Genomic DNA, 20,780 nt, shown 5'->3' on the forward strand with positions numbered 1-20,780 from the left:
AGTTTTGTATTTCAAAATTATAGCATTAAAATTGGCGCAATTCTGAAAAGATTCTTAATTCACATAACTTTAACCGTGTATGAAAAGTTGGATTAAATTTATAAATGACTATAAGACCTACCTTAAAATTGAACGGGGACTGTCTGTGAATTCAATTGAAAATTATTGTTTTGATGTGCAAAGACTGGTAGATTACCTTAATAGCAAGTCTATTGAAGTTAGCCCGGTGGCAATAACTGAAGAAACAATTCAAGAGTTTATATACCATATTGCGGCAGAATTAAACGCCCGAAGCAGGGCGAGAATAATATCGGGCCTTAAGAGTTTTTTTAACTATTTAATATTTGAAGATTATAGAAAAGACACTCCTATGGAGCTTATTGAAGTACCAAAAATAGGCAGAAAGCTGCCAGATACGCTTTCAACTTCAGAAATTGATGCATTAATAGGAGCGATAGAACTGAATAAAGTGGATAAGGAAGGTAAGTCGCAGGGAGAACGTAACAGAGCTATGCTTGAAACTCTTTATAGCTGCGGGCTTCGTGTATCTGAGCTTGTGAATTTAAAATTATCAGACCTTTTTTTTGACGAGGGCTTTATAAAAGTTACAGGAAAAGGCAATAAGCAGCGCTTTGTGCCAATAGGCATCTTTACACAGAAATATATTAATATGTATATAGAAACAGATCGCAATAAACTGGCTATTCAGAAAGGTCATGAAGATACCCTTTTTCTTAATCGCAGGGGAAAAAGCTTAACCCGTGCTATGGTATTTACCATTATTAAAGATCTTGCTGTAAGAATAGGACTTAATAAAACAATAAGTCCGCATACTTTTAGGCATTCTTTTGCAACACATCTGCTTGAAAATGGAGCAGATCTGCGTTCTATCCAATTAATGCTGGGCCATGAATCTATCACGACTACAGAGATTTATATGCACCTGGACAGAAAATTCCTTAATAATATTTTAAATACATACCATCCGAGACGATAATTTTTAAGTAAAAATCCGTTTTTCTTAATAAAAGTTCTTAATTTTAAGACGTACACTAATTTTCAAAAAGGGGGGAATGAAGATTTTTGATAACCCGGATTTACATGATGGCGAAAGCTTAAATGCTTTTTATAAAAAACTGCTGGACCAGGTGCCGGATCTTATTTTTAAGATACGCTGGGATAATAAAACCGAAAAATATTCTATTGTTTTTATAAATGAGAGCATTAATGATCTTTACGAAGTGCCTCACGATTTATTCAGGGTAGACCCCCGCAGGGTTTTTTATGAAAGAATGGTGCAGGATGATATTGAGCCTTTTATTAAAAGCCTGCAGGCATCGAGAAAAAATCTTACTAAGTGGGATCATAGCTACAGGCTTCAACTACCAGAAAAGGGATTGCGATGGATGCGGATTACGGCAAAACCGGAACTGACTCCAGACGGTTCTGTTAGTTTTTATGGCAGGGCTATAGATATAACAGACCATAAACAGCAGGAAGAAAAACTACATATTTCCGAAGAGCGATACCATTATGCTTTAAAGGCCGCATCTGAAGGGATATGGGATTGGGACTTAAAAACTAATATTGTTTATTTTTCTGCACAATTAATGAAAATACTGGGTAAAAGAGAAGTGCCGGGTTATTTTCCCAATACTTTCTGGTTAAGCAGGATACACCCTGATGACATAGAAGCTTATAATAAAAGCAAATGGGATTATTTTAAAAGGAAACAGACTTCTTACGAAAGTATTTACAGAATACTTACCGACCAAGGTAAATACCGTTGGGTGCTTAGCAGGGGAAGTGCTGTTAGTTTTGATGAAAATAATAAACCTACAAGAGCCATAGGTACGCTTAAAGATATCAATCAGTTAAAAGAAAAAGAAGTTGAACTGGGAAACACTATAAATATTATAGTAAGCCAGAATAACAGGTTAAACAATTTTGCACATATAGTATCTCATAACCTTCGTTCGCATGCAAGCAATCTTAAAATGCTGCTTGACCTTTTTAAAACAGCAAATGAAGAAGAAAGGCAGGAGATGATGGAACATCTTGAAGCAATATCGGACGGATTAAGTATTACTATAGGGCACCTAAAAGAACTGGTAGAAATTCAGACTGAAATTAAAAATGTAAAAGAAGAACTTAATCTAAGGCATTATCTTAAGAATATTCTTAATATATTACATAATGAGATTAAGAAGCATGGTGTAGATATTGAAATTAATATACCTCTTGATGTGACAGTAAGTTATAATCCTGCCTACCTTGAAAGTATATTGCTTAATTTTACTACTAATGCTATTAAATATTCAAATCCTGAAAGAAAACCTATGATTTCTTATGATTTTGAGATCATTAATGGAAAAAAAGCGCTCTCAATAACAGATAATGGATTAGGTATAGACCTTAAAAAGCATAAAAACTCTCTGTTTGGAATGTATAAAACCTTCCATAAAAACCAAAATGCCAGAGGTATTGGGCTATTTATTACCAAAAATCAGGTTGAGGCTATGGGAGGAAAAATTGAAGTTAGCAGTGAATTAAATAAAGGAACTACATTTAAAATTTACTTTAATGAAGAGGATTAGCAACCTTTATGTAATTGATGATGATAAGATTTATCATTTTTTACTGAAAAATCTGTTTAAACAGAATGGAATAGATGTAGCTTCAACATTTTTTATAAATGGATATGATGCTATCGAACATATTAAAAGCAATAAAGATAAGGATTCAGATATTTTACCCGATCTTATACTTTTGGATGTTAATATGCCTATTATGAACGGATGGCAGTTTTTGGAAGAATTTGGTAAACTGTCCCCGGGCTTGCAGAAAAAACCAACTATATATATGATAAGCTCATCTAACAATGAGGTTGATATTAATAAATCGAAAGAATTTGAAGGCGCAGTTAAGGGCTACTTTTTAAAGCCAATATGCAAAGAAGACCTTGATAAAATCTTTGTTTAGCAAAACTATAAATTTTGGCTATACTTGCTATAAGAAAAAGTGATAAAGAAAAATTGTAAACATAAAATATAAGGTATTACCTTTGCTTAACGCTGTTAAGTAATTTAAAAGCTATAAAATGGGAAGTAAAGAGAGAATATTAAGACAGAAGGAAGAAACCCGTTCTAACATACTTAAAGCAGCCAGAAGCATTGTAAAAGAAGAAGGATGGCAGGGCTTGAGTATGCGTAAAATTGCAGATAAAATTGAATATACGGCTCCTATTATTTACGAATATTTTTCTAATAAGGAGGCTATATTACAAGAACTTACCTGTAAAGGGTTTAGTATTTTATCAAAAGACCTGGAAGCTGCAAAAATTGAATCGGTAGATCCTGCCGAACAGCTTGAAGCCATGTGGCTTGCTTACTGGAACTTTGCTTTAAAAAACAAAGAAATGTACCAGCTTATGTATGGCGTAGAAATGACGTGTTGTGCACAACGCAATACAGAATCGGATTATCCGTATGTATTAATTAGCAATGTTATTGCAGAGCTAATGGGTGAACAAGATCCCAAGCCTGAAATAATTAAGCAAAAGTATTTTACTTTTTTTTCGGTTATACATGGCCTGATATCTATAAATATTGTGGGTAACGGTTTATCTGATGAAATTAATAAGCAAATATTAAAAGATGCTATTACCGGCATAATTCGGTATATAAAAGAATAAAAATTTTTTTTCATTTCACTTAACACCATTAAATAATTTAATACTATTATATAAATCATGAACACACTACTTTAGTTTTTTTTGCCTAATCACTTAACGTTGTTAAATGGTTTATGAGGCATAAATCAAATCACATCAATCACATTAAAATTTTTTTGGACTATCACTTAACATCATTAAATAATTTAATACTATTATGAAACGTATAATTTTAATCATAGCTATTGTACTGGTTGCAGGTATTGCTTTTTACGGATTTTCCGGTAAGGGCGAACAACAGGCAGCTGCACCTCAAGCTGTTTCGGTTCCTGTACTTACTATAGGGTCTGCTAATGCAGTTACCTATCAGGAATATCCGGTAACTGTTGAAGGTAGGGTGAATGTAGAAATTCGCCCGCAGGTAGATGGCTACTTGGATAAAGTATTTGTAGATGAAGGATCTTTTGTAAAAGCAGGACAGCCTTTATTTAAAATAAACGAAAACCGTTACCGTGAATTGCTTAATAACGCTCAGGGATCATTAAACGGAGCCGAAGGAGCACTTATAAATGCTAAACTTGAGGTTGAAAAAATGACACCGCTTGTAGAAGGGAAGGTAATATCTGAGTATCAGCTTAAAAATGCTAAAGCATCTGTAAAAATAGCAGAGGCTAATAAAAAACAGGCAGAGGCTGCTGTTGCTTCGGCAAAAATAAATTTGGGCTATACGCTTATTACAGCACCTGTTGACGGATATATTACAAGATTGCCTAAAAAACAAGGTAGCCTTGTATCGGCAGCAGATCCTACACCGCTTACATTATTATCAGATATTAAAGAAGTTCATGCTTACTTCTCAATTGGAGAGTCGGAGTTTATTGCATTCAGAGAAAAATATGCAGGCAACAGCATAAGCGAAAAGCTTAAAAACCTGCCGCCTGTAACATTAGTACTTGCAGATAATAGTGAGTATGAGCAAAAAGGTAAAATTGATATGGTAGATGGCCAGTTTGACAGAACTACCGGAGCTATTACATTGCGCGCGAGTTTTCCTAATGCAAAAGGTTTTCTTCGTTCAGGTAATACAGGCAGGGTTCGCCTTGGTATAAGCCATGAAAATGCTATTGTAATTCCACAATCTGTAACTGCAGAAGTTCAGGACAAAGTTTTTGTTTATATAGTAGATAAAGACAACAAGGTGACTAAAACACCGGTAATAATACTGGGTAAAAGCGGTACAGATTATCTTATAAAAGATGGCCTTAAAGCAGGCGACAGAATTGTATTTAAAGGCTTTGAAACCCTACAGGATGGCACTGTTATAATTCCTGAGAAAATTCAGGAAGAAGTTGCTGTTAAATAATTACATACTAATCACTTAAGTAAAAACAAAACATGTTAAAAAGATTTATAGACCGGCCGGTTCTGGCTACGGTCATATCCATCCTATTGGTAATTTTGGGGGTTCTTGGCCTTGTAAATTTACCTTTACAGCAGTTCCCTGATATTGCTCCTCCGGCAGTTCAGGTAACGGCACTCTACCCGGGTGCAAATGCAGAAACCGTACTTAGGTCGGTAGCACCATCGCTGGAAGAATCTATAAATGGTGTAGAAAACATGACCTATATGAGCTCTACTGCCAGTAATGACGGATCGCTTGTAATTACAGTTTATTTTAAACTGGGTACAGATCCTGATCAGGCGGCAGTAAACGTTCAGAACAGGGTATCTCAGGCAACGAGTCAGCTGCCTGCCGAGGTTATACAGGCAGGGGTAACAACTGCAAAACAGCAAAACAGCCTTATTATGGTGGTTTCTATGTATTCTGAAAATGAAACTGCTTACGATCAGACATTCCTGGCTAACTACTCTCAAATAAATATTATTCCTGATATTAAAAGGATTCCGGGTGTAGGGCAGTCAATGATCTTTGGAGGAAATAAAGATTATTCTATGAGGGTATGGCTTAATCCTTCCCAAATGAGTTCTTACAATATTACTCCGCAGGAAATAACTGCTGCAATACAAGACAAAAGCCTTGAGGCTGCTCCGGGTAAATTTGGAGAAAACAGCCAGGAATCCTTTGAATATGTAATCAAATATAAAGGAAAGCTTAACAAGCCGGCAGATTATGAAAATATAATTGTACGTACAAATCCTGACGGTTCACTTTTACACCTTAAAGATGTGGCGCGCGTTGAGTTTGGTTCTTATTCTTATGGCAATTTTACCAGGGTAGATAGTAAACCGGGCGTAAATATTGCAGTTATACAGTTACCAGGGTCAAATGCTAATGATATTCAGGTATCTATAGCAAAGCTTATGGAAAAAGCATCTAAAAATTTCCCTAAAGATGTTAAGTATCTTATACTTTATAATACTAAGCGTAATCTTGACGCATCAATATCTCAGGTTGAACATACATTATTAGAAGCTTTTATTCTTGTATTCATTGTGGTTTACCTTTTCCTTCAGGATTTCAGGTCAACATTAATTCCTGCCATTGCGGTTCCGGTAGCCATATTAGGTACATTCTTTTTCATGTCGCTATTTGGTTTTTCCATTAACCTGCTAACCCTGTTCGCGTTAGTACTGGCTATCGGTATCGTTGTGGATGATGCCATTGTGGTTGTAGAAGCAGTACACTCCAAGCTTGAAAGGGGTTATCAGCCAAAACAGGCAACCATTTCTGCAATGAGCGAAATCACCGGAGCCATTATCTCTATTACGCTGGTAATGTCGGCGGTATTCCTTCCGGTAGGTTTTATGGAAGGTTCAACGGGGGTATTCTACAGGCAGTTTGCCCTTACCCTTGCTATTGCTATTGTTATTTCGGCAGTAAATGCCTTAACGCTTAGTCCTGCTCTTGCAGCCTTATTCCTTAAAGCACATGACAATCACGGGCATGGACATGGTAAAGACCACGTTTATAAAGCACCTAGCTTTAAAGAAAAATTCTTTAAAGGTTTTAATGTTGGTTTTGATAAAGTAACCAACCGCTACATAGGCAGCCTTAAGGTACTTGTAAAATACAGATGGTTAAGTCTGGGAGGTCTTGCTGTAGTTGTTTTGGCAACAGCATGGATGATAAAAACCACCCCATCAGGATTTATACCTTCTGAAGATCAGGGCTTCATAGCCATATCGGCTTCCATGCCGGCAGGTACATCATTAGAGCGTACAACACAGGCTTTATCTGAAGTTGAAAAAGTACTGGGTGCTGCAGAATATCAGCGTACTATAAATGTACTTTCCGGATTTAATATGCTTACACAATCCTCAAGTCCATCATTTGGCGTAGCATTCGTGCTGCTTAAAGAAGATAAAGAAAGAGGTGCAATACGTAACATAGACGAAATTATGAATGATGTAAGACAAAGGCTTTCGGCTATAAAAGGCGCTAATTTCTTTGTATTTACATTCCCAACCGTACCGGGTTTTAGTAATATAGATGGTTTGGATTTTGTACTTCAGGATCGTACAGGCGGTAAACTGGATAAGTTTAGCGGTATAGGTAATAACTTTATTATGGAACTGATGAAAAGGCCGGAAATTGCCGTAGCATTTACTCCATTTAGAGCCGATTACCCACAGTATGAGATGATGGTAGATGATGTTAAAGCCGAACAGCTTGGCGTTAGCGTTAAACAGCTTATGCAAACCATTCAGGCGTACTATGGTAGTGCCCAGGTGTCAGATTTTAACCGTTTTGGTAAATACTACCGTGTAATGGTTCAGGCAGATAAAGATACCCGTGCTACACCGGAATCTTTAGGAGGCGTGTTTGTGAAAAATAAAACAGGTGAAATGGTACCTGTAAGCACTTTGGTTAAACTTGAAAGAGTTTACGGTCCGGAGAATGCTTCAAGGTATAACCTGTTCAATTCTATGGGAGTTAATGCTATTCCCAAACCGGGCTATAGTTCGGGAGCTGCTATTAAAGCTGTTGAAGAGGTAGCTGCAAAACATTTACCACCTGGATATTCTTATGAGTTTTCGGGTATGACCAGGGAAGAGATCATATCAGGAGGTCAGTCTGCGGTAGTGTTTATGCTAAGTTTACTATTTGTTTACTTCCTGCTTGCAGCACAGTACGAAAGCTACATACTTCCAATGGCGGTAATTCTTTCTATCCCTACAGGAGTGTTTGGAGTATTTGCAGCTATAGGTTTAACGGGTATATCTAACAATATTTACGTACAGGTGGCACTTGTAATGCTTATAGGCCTGCTCGCCAAAAATGCCATTCTTATTGTAGAGTTTGCCGTACAGCGCCGAAGAGCAGGCAAAACATTGCTGTCTTCTGCTTTAGAAGCTGCCAAACTTAGGTTACGACCTATTATTATGACATCGCTGGCGTTTATCGTAGGGCTTATACCTATGATGGGTGCGGTAGGGCCATCTGCTCAGGGTAACCATTCTATTAGTATTGGCGCAGCAGGAGGTATGCTTACAGGTGTTGTGTTAGGATTGTTTATTATACCGGTGTTGTTTATAATATTCCAATATCTTCAGGAAATGGTAACCGGTGTGCCTAAAAAAGCAGAAGGTGCCGAAGCATTAGAGCATCTGAAAGAGGAATTAGAATTAGTAAAATAAGACAATAATCCCCTCTGCGGAGGGGAAACTTAAAATATACCACCATTAAAAATGAAAACATATAATATTTATCTTCTCTTTACAGTATTCCTGGTACTTACAGGCTGTAAAGTGTCTAAAGATATAGAAACTCCACAGCCGGAACTGCCGCAGGACTACAGGAATGCTGCCGTTACTGCCGATACTACAAGTATTGCAACCGTAGAGTGGAAAAAGTTTTTTCCTGATGTAAGTCTTCAGGAGCTTATTGGTAAAGCAGTTACTAATAATTATGACATGCAGACTGCCCTTAAAAATATTGAGGCTGCACAAATGCAATTACGCCAGACAAAATGGAATAATGTACCACAAGCTAATTTTGGAGTTACTGCAAATACATCTATTCCGTCTAAAAACAGTTTGAACGGTATAAGCCTTAATAACTTTTTGAATACAAGCCATATTGAGGATTATAATGCTAATTTTTCGCTGTCATGGGAGGCCGATATATGGGGAAAACTAAGAGGACGCAAAAAAGAAGCTCTTGCCCAGTATCTTAAAACCGAAGAAGCGAGAAAACTGATTCAGACTAATCTTGTGGCAAGTGTGGCTCAGGGATATTACAACCTGCTTATGCTTGATGCCCAGTTGGCAATTGCCAAAAAAAACCTGGCACTTAATGAAAACACATTGCGTATAGTAAAAATGCAGTTCGATTCGGGGCAGATTACATCGCTGGCTGTACAACAAACAGAAGCGCAAAGGCTTAGAGCTGCACAAATAGTTCCGCAGCTTGAAAAAGAAGTTACCATTCAGGAAAACGCATTAAGTATATTAACAGGTGCGCTTCCTAATGAAATAGTAAGAAACTCAACATTAGATCTTACACCGCTTCATGATGAATTATCATCAGGAGTTCCATCATCAATCTTAAGTCAAAGACCCGATGTAAAAGCATCAGAATACGAGCTGGCAGCAGCCAATGCAAGGGTAGGGGTAACAAAAGCCTCTATGTATCCGGCATTGAATATTACAGCTCAGGGCGGACTTAATTCTTTTAAATCGAATAACTGGTTTAACATGCCCGCGTCATTATTTGGTATAGTGGCTGGTAGCATTACACAGCCACTGTTGCAAAGAAGGCAGCTTAGAACACAGTATGAAGTTGCAAAAGTAGAGCGCGAAAAAGCAGTTATTGCCTTCAGGCAGTCTGTACTAAAAGCAGTAGGCGAAGTATCAGACGCGCTGGTGAGGGTAGAGAAACTTAAACAGGAGCAGGAGTTTGCGGCAGAAAGAGTGGCCAACCTGCAAAAAGCTACAACCAATGCAGATATGCTGTTTAAAAGCGGTATGGCCAATTATCTGGAAGTGATTACAGCACAAAGCAATGTACTGCAAAGCGAACTGGATCTGGCAGCATTAAAAAGAGACCAGCTTAACGCTGTGGCCCAATTATACAGGTCGCTAGGCGGAGGCTGGAGGTAATGGTGTTATTGTTTTAAGTGGAAGAAACCCTTCTCTGTTAGTTCAGGGGAGGGTTTTGTATTTTGTATAGATTTATGATTGCAAAGCCCTGATCGCTGGCGCGAGCGTCTCGCTCGTGCCTATGTATGTACGAGCGAAACGCTCGCGCCAGCAGGGTAAACTTCCTACTATTCTTTACTACTCTTGCTTTGTGCTTTAGATAATGCCTTTGTAATATTTTCTTTAATCTTACTATAATTAAGTTTATTAACTTTTTCCAGAATAGTATTAATTAAATACTTATCATTTACCGGATTTTCCAGCTCTTTTAAAATAGTATCAATTTTAAGATTATTGGTATTACTGTTCAATAATTTAATGAATTGCTTAGGATGCTTATATAAGCATTGAAACAGAAGCTCATTACTATATTCAGAATATTCAATATTATTAGTGCAGGATATGTCAAACGTATATAAAAAGTTTAAAATATCTTCATCTTCAGGATTATTAATTTTGTTCTCTAATTCAATTAAATATTTTAAGTTACACTTTATGGAATCATAAGATTTTGAACTTTTTCTTTCTTCATTTATGACGATGCTGCCTTGCTTGTTTTCTTTTTCATTTTTCCCATTGAAAAATGTGTCCGAATGTAATTTGTTTAATGTATTACTACTTTTAGTTTCTTGACACGACAAAAATAAAAAGCAGCTTGTTATTAAAATTAAAAAAGATCCTAACTTAATTTTTTTATAATGATTTAAGAAATCGTTCATGTCTATCTGATTTTATATCATGTAATTTCACCTCTGGCGAGCGTCTCGCTCGTGTCCATGTAGTGCTTTTCAAATATAATAAATTTGGAATAAGCACGAGCGAGACGCTAGCGCTAGCAGGGGGTCACGTTCGTGGTAGAAAGTATTAAAATATTCTATTTATTAATTCATTTAAAACTTTAAAATATTCATTTTTACTTATCTTAAAATAATTGATTCTTAAACTTTGATTATTTAGATCAAGGAATGGAGTATTGTTTGAAAGCAGTTTCCATACAATATTAATTTCATCATCGTAAATAAATGAAAATATAATAAAATCATCACAAAACGTACCAAAAGATCTAATACTATATTTTAGTTGTTCTGGGTTATGAGAGTTATTAATTTTTGCAATAAAGAATTTGTATAAATCTTCTTTATTCATAAGTTTAATATTCAATTCACTTGAGTTAGCAATTTCTTGTAAGCCAGCTGCTAAATAACCCCTTAAATATATCAGATCTTCGCTTGTGCCTAATGATTGGCTTCCTAACCAAATTTTAGAATAACCCATTGCTTTATCGGTATCGGTCATTTTATATTCAATCGCGAATAATTCTTTATTACCTATTAATATCATATTAATATCTTAATTTTTGTATTTACCGCTGGCTGGCTTTAGTTTCTCCTCGCTGGCGTGAGCGTCTCGCTCGTGTCTATTTTAGGAAAATTGCTTTTCAAATATAATAAATTTGGGAGTAGCACGAGCGGTCTATTCATTGTTAAACCACCCCGGCTTTCAGCCACCCCTCCAAAGGAGGTGAATGCCAAACTCTAATATAAAATAACAATTTCCCCTCATTTGGAGGGGTGCCCGTAGGGCGGGGTGGTTTAATTATATAGTATTAGTTTCAGAAATCTTTATACAAAAAAAACTCCGAAGTTACCTCCGGAGTTTATATAATCAGAACGAACGTTCTTAATTAACCTTATTTCGCAATATTCACTGCTCTGGTTTCCCTGATAACGGTAATTTTTACCTGTCCCGGGTACGTCATTTCAGTTTGTATTTTATGTGATATTTCAAAAGAAAGATTTGCTGCCATATCATCGCTTACTTTTTCGCTTTCTACAATTACACGTAGTTCACGTCCTGCCTGTATAGCATAGGCGCTTTTAACACCCTGGAAACCGTAAGCAATATCTTCAAGGTCTTTAAGACGCTGAATGTAAGAGTCAAGAACCTGTCTTCTGGCACCCGGTCTTGCACCCGAAATAGCATCACATACCTGAATGATAGGTGATAACAATGATTTCATTTCTATCTCGTCGTGGTGAGCACCAATGGCGTTGCAAACTTCTTCTTTCTCTCCATATTTCTCAGCCCACTGCATACCAAGTAATGCGTGCGGAAGATCGCTTTCTGCATCCGGCACTTTACCAATATCATGAAGTAAACCTGCTCTTTTGGCAAGCTTAACATTAAGGCCAAGCTCAGCAGCCATAATTCCACAAAGTTTAGCTACTTCACGCGAGTGTTGTAGTAAGTTTTGCCCGTAAGAAGAACGATATTTCATTCTGCCTACTATCTTAATAAGTTCAGGGTGTAGTCCGTGAATACCAAGATCGATCACGGTACGCTTACCTACTTCAATAATTTCGTCTTCAATTTGTTTTGCAGTTTTCGCAACCACCTCTTCAATACGTGCAGGGTGAATCCTTCCGTCAGTAACAAGTTTGTGTAATGCAAGACGGGCAATTTCTCTTCTCACAGGGTCAAAACAAGAAAGGATGATAGCCTCAGGGGTATCGTCAACAATAATCTCAACACCTGTTGCAGCTTCAAGCGCACGTATATTACGGCCTTCACGACCAATAATACGGCCTTTTACATCGTCAGATTCGATGTTGAATACAGATACACAGTTTTCTACTGCTTCTTCTGTACCTACACGCTGAATAGTGCTGATGATAATTTTTTTAGCTTCCTGCTGTGCTGTAAGCTTAGCCTCTTCAATAGTGTCCTGAATATGAGACATAGCATTGGTTTTAGCCTCAGCTTTAAGGCTTTCAATAAGCTGGTTTTTAGCTTCATCTGCCGATAATCCCGAAATAACTTCAAGTTGTTCAACCTGGCTTTTGTGAAGCCTGTCTATTTCCTGTTGTTTTTTATCAAGATAGTCTATACGGTTATTATAGTCGGCGATTTTTGCTTCCGCCTCATCATTAATTTTTTTAGTTTTAGCCAGTTCGTTAGATACCTGCGATTCTTTATCGCGGGTTCTTTTTTCAGCTTCGGCAATTTTTTTGTCTTTGCCTAATATTACCTGCTCATGTTCTGCTTTTAGCTCAAGAAATTTCTCTTTAGCTTGCAGTAATTTGTCTTTTTTTATCGCTTCTGCTTCAGTTTTGGCGTCTTTAAGTATAGAACCGGCCTCTTTTTTAGCATTTTTTATCAGATTTGATACATTTTTCTTCTCCAGGAATTTCGCGACCCCAAATCCGGCCGCTGCCCCTACAATCCCGATAATTATTATTAAAGTAATGTCCATAGATTATGTTTGGTTTTTATATAAAAAAGCCTACATCAGAAGAATTGTATAAACTCGTAAAGACAAGTTTTGGGCTAACCCGCTGTTCAAGGATCTGCTCAAGGCAGCATGCTATAGTAGCGACGATTCACCCATTTTAAAGTATTGGCGTTGAGTTTATCAAATTTGTACTAATGTAGGCAGTATTTTTGACGTATGTAAAGAACGTATTTTATTATTTAGAGAGAAGGGCACTCACTTTTTCATCCATTTTTCTAAGCCTTTCAAAGGCTGTTTCCAGATCGGCAGACTTATCTATCTGCTTTTGTTCGGCTTGCGCTGCAAATTGTAGTGCACACATTGCCAGTACATCCTGTTTATCGCGAACTGCATAATTTTCTTCGAACTGCCTTATCATGGCATCAATTTTTTTGGAAGCGCTTCTCAGCCCCTCTTCCTGTGCCGGATCTACATTTAACGGGTAAACCCTGTCGGCAATTGATATCTTAATTTTAAGCTTTTCGTCCATCTTCTGTGTTAATCAGAGAGTTGTGCTATACAGTAATCAATTTCGCGGATCAATGAATTTATTTTGAGTTTTGTTTCTCTTTTATTGTCGTCACTGCCGAGTAATGAATTGGCCATCCTTAAAGATTCGTTTTGCTGTTTAAGCGCTACAATATCTTCACTTTGTCTTTTTAAAGCCAAAGCTGACCGGGAGACCTCGTTTTTCAGTTCCTGATTCTCACTTTGCAGCCTGTCCAGTTTTTGAGACAGCTTTTCAAGTTTAATCTCAAGAGCATCAACTATTTCGGATAATCCGTTCATAACAGTCAACTTTCATTACATGATTTTACAAAGTTAGTATTACTTTAATTAGAAACAATAGTTTGTGTAAAATTTATACGAAAAATTTCGCAGGCGTGTAATAAATTGAAGGGTAAACAGTTATAAGATTAAGCCAAAGCCAGTTGTTTTTAAGCTGCTTTTTTATATTTTAGCCCTATGAGATCGTTTGTTTTATTCCTGTTTTTTACTACAGCTTTATGGGCACAGCAGCCTTATCCACAAAATTATTTCCGTTCACCTATGGATATTCCTATACATCCGTCAGGAACCTTTGGTGAGCTTCGCACAAATCATTTTCACGCCGGACTCGATTTTCGTACACAACAGCGTGAGGGATTGCCAGTATATGCCGCCGCCGATGGTTATGTTTCACGTATCAGGGTATCAGCCTACGGTTATGGTACTGCTTTATATATAGATCACCCAAATGGGTATACTACGCTTTACGGTCATCTTCAGGCATATTCTGAAAAGATAGATGCTTATGTAAGGGCGAAACAATATGAAAAGAAATCTTTTGATATTGAAATTTTCCCTGCTAAAGATGAGATTAAAATAACCAAAGGAGAATTAATAGGACTTTCCGGTAACACAGGAGGTTCCGGAGGGCCCCATCTTCATTTTGAATTTAGGGATACCAAAACCGAATGGGTTATTAATCCTCTGTTATTTGGATTAGATAAAATAATGGAAGATAAAAAAGCTCCATCTGTTTACGGGCTTATGGTGTATCCGTTAAGCGATGATGCTGTGGCAAACGAATCTGCTAAGCCTATGCCCGTACATATACGTTTGCAAAAGGATGGAACTTATCTTGCCGATAAGATACTTGCAAGAGGCAAAGTAGGTTTGGGTATTAATGCGGCAGATAAATCTACAGGCAGCCTGGGTAATAATGGCGTTTATAATGTAGAGACTTTTGAAAATGGTAATCCATACTTTCATTATACCTTTAGTACTTTTGCGTTTAGCGAATCGCGTTACATTAATAATTTTATAGATTATTCACGTTTCTATCATACTGGGCAGCGTTTTCAAAAGCTGTTTATTAAAACGCCATATCCTTTTTCTGTAATAAAAAACAATATTACAAACGGTCAGTTTGAAGCTGTTGAAGGTGAGGTCAAAAATTACAGGATAGAGATAAGCGATTTTCATGGCAATAAAACCATTATCAACGGAAGTATTGAATATTCTTACAAACCCGCAAAAGTAACTGAGCCAAAACACGTGACGCCTTATTTTGTTCAGGCAGAAAATGACCATAATTATACAAAAAACGGGGTCTCTGTATTTATTCCGGCCAATTCTTTTTACGAGGATTTTTATATGGATTTTGATGTGGAAGATTCAATACTACATCTTCATAATCCTACAGTGCCGGTACATACTCCATTAACAGTATCATTTGATGTTAAAGGCCTTTCAAATGAAGTGCTGCAAAAAACCTTTATTGCCACTTTTACCGATAAAAGAGTTTCTTATAACTCGAGTTATATGGAGGGCGGGAAATTAACTGCAAAAGTCAAAACACTGGGCGACTTTAAGCTTATGCAGGATAACAATCCACCAAAAATTTACAGTCCGAGCTTTGCTGAAGGTAAATGGCTTACAAAGAGTAAACAATTTAGCATGAAAATAAGCGACGACCGCTCAGGCATAGCAACTATTGATGCATGGCTTAACGGTAAGTGGATTCTTATGCACTACGATTATAAGACCCGTATTATTTTCCATAATTTTAGTGATGGTATTGTGGACGAAGGGCGTAACGATTTAAAAGTTACTGTTACTGATAATGTGGGAAATTCTGCTACCTTTGAAACGCATTTTTTCAGAACACAAAACACGACCTCTGTTGAAAACGATAAATAAACTATTTACTGTGCTGCTTATACTGGCAGGTACAGCCACTTTTGCACAAAATAAAGCCCTTATATATGGTGTGCTATTAGATGAAAGCCGACAGCCCGCTGAAGGTGTTACCGTTAAGTATGATGACAATAAAGGTAACACAGGAGAAACGGTATCTGATAAAACAGGGTTTTATACGCTTGAAATTCCTGCAGGTAAAGAGGTAATATTATATTACCTTCATGTAAGTTATGTGCCTGCATCAGTACCGGTTACTCTTCCTGCTAATAAGAAAGGTGAAATAAATGCAGTGCTTATAGCTGCAAGCAGGCAGCTTGAAGGCGTTACTATTACAGGAGAAACAAGCCGCCAGAGAGTACAGGGTCTTACAAAGATTTCACGTGAAGTAATTAAAAATATTCCCGGAGCGAACCCCGGAGTTGAAAATATAATCAAACTATTAGGGGGTAATTCTAATAATGAGATGAGTACACAATATTCTGTACGTGGTGGTAATTATGATGAAAACCTTGTGTATGTTGAAGATATAGAAATATACCGTCCTTTTCTTATACGTTCAGGCCAACAGGAAGGATTAAGTTTTACCAACACGGCAATGGTTGAAAATGTAGAATTTTCTGCCGGTGGATTTCAGGCTAAGTATGGTGATAAAATGTCATCTGTGTTAGATGTTACTTATAGAAGGCCTGTAAGAAATGGTCTTAAAGCCGAAGCCAGTTTTCTTGGCGGAAGCATTACTGCCGATGGTATTTCTAAAAACCAAAAATGGAGTGGTATTGTAGGAGCGCGTTACAGAGATAACAGCTTACTGGTTAACAGCCAGCAAACCAAAACTAATTATAAGCCTACGTTCACCGATGTTCAGGCTATGCTAAACTTTACGCCTAATGCGAAATGGGAACTTAGCTTTTTGGGTAATATTTCACAGAATAAATACAATTATCAGCCTTTAACAAGGCAGACTAACTTTGGTACTATTGATGATCCTATAGCGTTGCAGATATTTTATGATGGTCAGGAAAAAGATCAATATACAACTTATTTCGGAGCATTTAAATCTACTTATACCGTATCAGAAAATTTCCAGTTTAAGGTCATAGGTTCATTATACCATACACAGGAGCAGGAACATTTTGATATTCTTGCACAATATAATCTTGGTGAGGTAGATACAAATATAGGGTCTGACACTTTTGGGGATATTAAGTTTGCACGTGCAGTGGGTTCTCAGCTTAATCATGGGCGCAACGATCTTGATGCGTTAATTGCTAATGTTGAAGTAAAAGGATATCACATCATAAAAAGAGACAGGCTTGAATGGGGTGCAAAATATACCCGTGAAGATATTCGCGACCGTTTAATGGAGTGGGAAGTTATAGATTCCGCAGGATTTTCTTTAAGGCCACCGGTTGTAGATATTGTTAATGACCAGCCATACAATCCTTTTACAGGCGATCTTGTTCCGTATAACAATATACGATCTACCAATTTTGTGCAGATAAACCGTTTTTCGGGTTTTGTGCAATGGAGCCACAGAACTAAAATTGGAGAGGCAGATTTGTTTATGAATGCAGGTGTTAGGGCACACAGCTGGAAAGTGACAGGAGATGTGGAAGGTAAGGCACAAACCATAGTTAGTCCCAGGGGACAGCTTACATTAAAGCCGGCATGGCAAATGGATATGCTTTTCCGTCTTTCGGGAGGATTGTACAGCCAGCCGCCTTTTTACCGCGAGCTCCGCGACTCATTAGGGCAGGTTAGGCCTAATGTTAAAGCACAAAAGTCTATTCATGTGGTATTAGGTAATGATTATAGTTTCAGGATGTGGAGCAGGCCGTTTAAGCTTGTATCTGAAGCCTATTATAAAAAAATGGATGATGTAAATACATATACCATTGAGAACGTACGTATTCGTTATCGTGCTAATAATGATGCAGTAGCCTATGCATATGGTCTTGATTTAAGAATGAACGGTGAGTTTGTACCGGGAACAGAATCATGGCTTAGTTTTGGGTACATGAAAACAGAGGAAAACATAAATGACAGGGGATATATTGCAAGGCCTACTGACCAGAGACTGAAGTTTGGTATTCTTTTTCAGGATTATGTGCCTAATATTCCTAATCTTAAAGTGTATCTTAATATGGTATATAACACAGGTTTGCCGGGAGGTTCGCCTTCTTATGCCGATTCTTATAAATATCAGTCGCGCCTTAATGATTACCGCCGTGTAGATGCAGGTTTCGCCTATGTGTTTACCGATTCAAAAACAGTATACCCTAAAGGGCACTGGCTCTCTCCTTTTAGAGAATTATCCTTAGGGCTTGAGATATTTAACCTTTTCAATAATCAAAACTCTATTACTAATACATGGGTGCGCGATGTATATACCAAAAGCCAATATGGTATACCTAATTACCTTACCAGCCGTGTATTTAGCCTTAAGTTGAATGTAAGTATTTAATTTATTGAAACATTTTGCTTATTTTTGATACTATAACCTCTCTGAAAAATGAAAAAAGCCTTAATAGTTATCATATCAGCGTTTTCTTTATCCTTTGTTGCCTGTAACGACGAAGAGCCTAAACCTAAGGTTATTTATGATGCAACGAGGTCTGTTAAGGCCCCGATAAAACGAATTGATTCTACACAAATAAAAATAGCCGATCTTCCTGTTTATATGGAAGGGACCAAATATCTTATACACCCAATAGGGGATATAAGAATATATGACGACAGTAACAGAAGTTATGGGTCAAGCCGAACTAATGGCAATGTAAGCTATGCTATTTCAAACTATAATCGTTTTGAAATTACAGGTTATTTTGAGAATCTGAAGTTTCAGCATATAGACTCTACTGCTTTAAGGCCGCTTACCGATAAGAAGGTCCAGATACAAACGGCTACCTATCTAAATACCATTGCCGACAGATATAAAAAGCAAATATTACTTTATACTATTGTAGATTCTGATACTAATCAGGACAGCAAAGTTGATGCTAATGATATCAGGTCTTTATATATAAGTGATGGTGCCGGCATGGGCTTCAGGAAATTATCTCAGGATGTACAGGAGCTGATTGACTGGAATATTGTTGAAGTACAGGGCAGGGTTTACTTTAGGACTATAGAGGATATTAATAAAAATGGTGCTTTTGATAAAAATGATAAAGTGCATTATCATTATATAAATCTTCTTGCTCCTGACTGGCCTGTTACCGATTATGAACCGGTAAATTAAAGCATACTTATTTTTTTGATGCTTTTGCAAACGGATTAAAATCCAGGCATAACTGTAGCCAGCGTTTTAAATCTTTTTGGGTTTTAAAGCCATCTTCAGAAACATAAACATATCCTTTCATTTCTTTTCCGGTAAACTGCATCGGGCTAACGTAATTGCTTTCAAGAGCTTCATCATAGGCATCTGTACCTATACGACACATTAGCATATCTTCGCCGTTGTTTTTGTCTATATGCGTCGCACAGCACATTTTGTTGTTTACCATAAAGCACACGCCGCTAAACATTTTCTTCTCGCTGAATTGTGCATTTTTTTCAAAGAAATATTACCTTATTCTTTGTACGGTTTCTTCATTATATGGCATAGTATTTTTAATTTAAGTTGTTAAATTAAAATATCGCTTTCAAGATCCGATTTTTCTATTTCAAAATCAAATCCAAGTTGCTGCATAAGCTGTATTACAAGGTTTTTATACCAGTTTTCAGATTTGGGATGAATGTATATCTTGTCTATAAGTTTATGTATATCTACATTAGCTTTAACACCTTCGTTTATATGCATGTTGTGAGAGGAAAGGTCGGCAATTATCCTTACTTCACGTTCGTACTGAAAGCTTTTTCTTTTAAACAGGAAAGGGAAAAAGATGTTCTCCAATGGAACATACTCCCTTTTATAATCAATATATTTTACAGCGCCTATATGCTGTTCATAGCGGTTTTCGGGTCCTAACGCTTCCTGCATTCTGCCTAAGGTAGATTGTATTGCCAGGCCTTCATTATTTTTTGTGAATATCTGCCACATGGCAAAAGATTCATATTCATTAATATGCCAACTGTTTATAACCACATTTTTACGATGATACTTATGATGGTTCAGGAATTCAGGATTGTCTTCAGATAATTTTTTAAGCTCTTCGTAGGTAGGTTCGCTAAAAGTACCTTCATACTGATCTTCAAATTTATCGGAACGCGACATAAAAAGTTGCCTGCATAGCAGCATATCCAAAAATTTGGATAAGTCCATGTATTTCCAAACGATTGTATCGTTATCAGGCAGGCTAATCTGGTCATTGGGTATGTACATGGGGTTTAGGAATTAAGGTAAATGTCTTTTAATTCGGCAAAGTGTGTAATTTTATAAGTGGCTGCATTTGCATCCTGTTCATTATGTTTATCATAAAGCACTGTGGGTATATTAAGAGCTTTTGCAGCAGCTATTTCACTTTCAGGATCATCACCTATAACCAGTACTTCTTCAGGCTTATAGCCGTATCGTTTTAATATATCTGCAAAAACTTCTTTTTTAGATGTTTCTACAGGGTTTACCACATGAATTTCTTTAAAGTCATCGGTTATACCCAGTTGCCTTATTTTGCTTCGCTGCATAGTGTTAAATCCGGTGGTAACAAGAAAACGCTCTCCCGGTATGTTTTTTATTTCGGGGTAATCTTCAAAAGTGTTTATTTCATCCTTGTAGTCTATGATTTCCTGTATATCAATGCCTTTTTGTGTAAGCTCTTCGCTAAAGTTATGGCTTTGCGCCACCAGCCTGAAAGGGGTGCGCATAATTGCTTTACGAATAGCATCCATGCTGTCATTATGCTGTCCGTTTTTTTCTATAGCCTCAAACAGAGGTGCAAATAATTTATCGCCAATAGAACTTACAGGATAAATAGTATTGTCAAGATCGTAAATAATAGCTTTTTTGGACATATAGCAATTTAAATTAATGCTTAAAGTTACGGTATAAAAAAATAGCTGCAAAAAATGCAGCTATTAATCAAATGTTATTATTTATTGGTAAGTAAT

The 20,780-nt window shown here is 36.9% G+C and carries 17 protein-coding genes, 1 other RNA gene and 1 pseudogene; 10 read left to right on the forward strand and 9 right to left on the reverse strand.

Annotated elements, in window-relative coordinates; genetic code table 11:
- The first annotated feature begins 79 nt into the window (after positions 1 to 79).
- The 7 genes from xerA to NHE85_RS10380 all read left to right on the forward strand — a co-directional run bounded on the left by xerA (position 80) and on the right by NHE85_RS10380 (position 9,736).
- Positions 80 to 997: a site-specific tyrosine recombinase/integron integrase gene (gene xerA, locus NHE85_RS10350; protein ID WP_252811951.1), complete on the forward strand. Its 918-nt coding sequence runs from the start codon at positions 80 to 82 to the stop codon at positions 995 to 997.
- Between the two features lie 76 nt (positions 998 to 1,073).
- Positions 1,074 to 2,597, forward strand: coding sequence for a PAS domain-containing sensor histidine kinase (locus NHE85_RS10355; protein ID WP_252811952.1), 1,524 nt, complete (start codon positions 1,074 to 1,076; stop codon positions 2,595 to 2,597).
- The gene (locus NHE85_RS10360) at positions 2,584 to 2,982 is read left to right on the forward strand and encodes a two-component system response regulator (protein ID WP_252811953.1); all 399 of its coding nucleotides are present in this window, start codon (positions 2,584 to 2,586) and stop codon (positions 2,980 to 2,982) included. Before NHE85_RS10355 ends, NHE85_RS10360 begins: the two co-directional genes overlap by 14 nt.
- 118 nt (positions 2,983 to 3,100) lie before the next feature.
- A complete protein-coding gene (locus tag NHE85_RS10365) occupies positions 3,101 to 3,694 on the forward strand; it encodes a TetR/AcrR family transcriptional regulator (RefSeq protein WP_252811954.1) in 594 nt (197 codons plus the stop codon).
- Between the two features lie 196 nt (positions 3,695 to 3,890).
- Positions 3,891 to 5,036, forward strand: a complete 1,146-nt coding sequence (locus NHE85_RS10370) for an efflux RND transporter periplasmic adaptor subunit (RefSeq protein WP_252811955.1) — start codon at positions 3,891 to 3,893, stop codon at positions 5,034 to 5,036.
- 32 nt (positions 5,037 to 5,068) lie between these two features.
- Positions 5,069 to 8,272 (forward strand): efflux RND transporter permease subunit, encoded by a 3,204-nt coding sequence (locus tag NHE85_RS10375; protein ID WP_252811956.1) that lies wholly within the window; start codon positions 5,069 to 5,071, stop codon positions 8,270 to 8,272.
- Positions 8,273 to 8,323: 51 nt separating this feature from the next.
- Positions 8,324 to 9,736: a TolC family protein gene (locus tag NHE85_RS10380; RefSeq protein ID WP_252811957.1), complete on the forward strand. Its 1,413-nt coding sequence runs from the start codon at positions 8,324 to 8,326 to the stop codon at positions 9,734 to 9,736.
- Positions 9,737 to 9,903: 167 nt separating this feature from the next.
- Here NHE85_RS10380 and NHE85_RS10385 read toward each other — a convergent pair whose 3' ends face one another.
- From NHE85_RS10385 to NHE85_RS10410, 6 genes are all read right to left on the reverse strand, one after another.
- Entirely contained in the window at positions 9,904 to 10,494 is a 591-nt protein-coding gene (locus NHE85_RS10385; protein WP_252811958.1) for a hypothetical protein, read from the reverse strand.
- Between the two features lie 145 nt (positions 10,495 to 10,639).
- Complete coding sequence (locus tag NHE85_RS10390; RefSeq protein ID WP_252811959.1) at positions 10,640 to 11,116, reverse strand: hypothetical protein; 477 nt, start codon at positions 11,114 to 11,116, stop codon at positions 10,640 to 10,642.
- Between the two features lie 349 nt (positions 11,117 to 11,465).
- Positions 11,466 to 13,028, reverse strand: coding sequence for a ribonuclease Y (gene rny, locus NHE85_RS10395; RefSeq protein ID WP_252811960.1), 1,563 nt, complete (start codon positions 13,026 to 13,028; stop codon positions 11,466 to 11,468).
- Positions 13,029 to 13,078: 50 nt separating this feature from the next.
- Positions 13,079 to 13,184, reverse strand: a non-coding RNA gene (gene ssrS, locus NHE85_RS10400) — 6S RNA.
- A 58-nt stretch (positions 13,185 to 13,242) separates the two neighbouring features.
- Positions 13,243 to 13,536, reverse strand: a complete 294-nt coding sequence (locus tag NHE85_RS10405; protein ID WP_252811961.1) for a cell division protein ZapA — start codon at positions 13,534 to 13,536, stop codon at positions 13,243 to 13,245.
- A gap of 8 nt (positions 13,537 to 13,544) precedes the next feature.
- The gene (locus NHE85_RS10410) at positions 13,545 to 13,835 is read right to left on the reverse strand and encodes a hypothetical protein (protein WP_252811962.1); all 291 of its coding nucleotides are present in this window, start codon (positions 13,833 to 13,835) and stop codon (positions 13,545 to 13,547) included.
- A 177-nt stretch (positions 13,836 to 14,012) separates the two neighbouring features.
- On the opposite strand from NHE85_RS10410, the gene NHE85_RS10415 reads away from it, so the two are divergent.
- From NHE85_RS10415 to NHE85_RS10425, 3 genes are read left to right on the forward strand one after another with little or no spacing between them, the layout of a single operon-like run.
- The gene (locus NHE85_RS10415) at positions 14,013 to 15,731 is read left to right on the forward strand and encodes a M23 family metallopeptidase (RefSeq protein WP_252811963.1); all 1,719 of its coding nucleotides are present in this window, start codon (positions 14,013 to 14,015) and stop codon (positions 15,729 to 15,731) included.
- Complete coding sequence (locus tag NHE85_RS10420; protein ID WP_252811964.1) at positions 15,715 to 18,195, forward strand: TonB-dependent receptor plug domain-containing protein; 2,481 nt, start codon at positions 15,715 to 15,717, stop codon at positions 18,193 to 18,195. The genes NHE85_RS10415 and NHE85_RS10420 overlap by 17 nt, the downstream gene beginning before the upstream one ends.
- Before the next feature lie 48 nt (positions 18,196 to 18,243).
- Positions 18,244 to 18,972 (forward strand): hypothetical protein, encoded by a 729-nt coding sequence (locus tag NHE85_RS10425; protein ID WP_252811965.1) that lies wholly within the window; start codon positions 18,244 to 18,246, stop codon positions 18,970 to 18,972.
- A gap of 7 nt (positions 18,973 to 18,979) precedes the next feature.
- Here NHE85_RS10425 and NHE85_RS10430 read toward each other — a convergent pair.
- The 3 genes and pseudogenes from NHE85_RS10430 to NHE85_RS10440 all read right to left on the reverse strand — a co-directional run.
- Positions 18,980 to 19,267: pseudogene (locus NHE85_RS10430) on the reverse strand (TfoX/Sxy family protein); the annotation flags it as partial.
- A gap of 89 nt (positions 19,268 to 19,356) precedes the next feature.
- Positions 19,357 to 20,055 carry a hypothetical protein gene (locus NHE85_RS10435; protein ID WP_252811967.1) on the reverse strand — a complete coding sequence of 233 codons (699 nt, stop codon included), beginning with the start codon at positions 20,053 to 20,055 and terminating at the stop codon, positions 19,357 to 19,359.
- Between the two features lie 5 nt (positions 20,056 to 20,060).
- Complete coding sequence (locus NHE85_RS10440; RefSeq protein ID WP_252811968.1) at positions 20,061 to 20,684, reverse strand: HAD family hydrolase; 624 nt, start codon at positions 20,682 to 20,684, stop codon at positions 20,061 to 20,063.
- Positions 20,685 to 20,780 lie beyond the last annotated feature (96 nt).

The organism is Flavobacterium sp. NRK1, from assembly GCF_024054175.1.
GTDB lineage: Bacteria > Bacteroidota > Bacteroidia > Flavobacteriales > Flavobacteriaceae > Flavobacterium.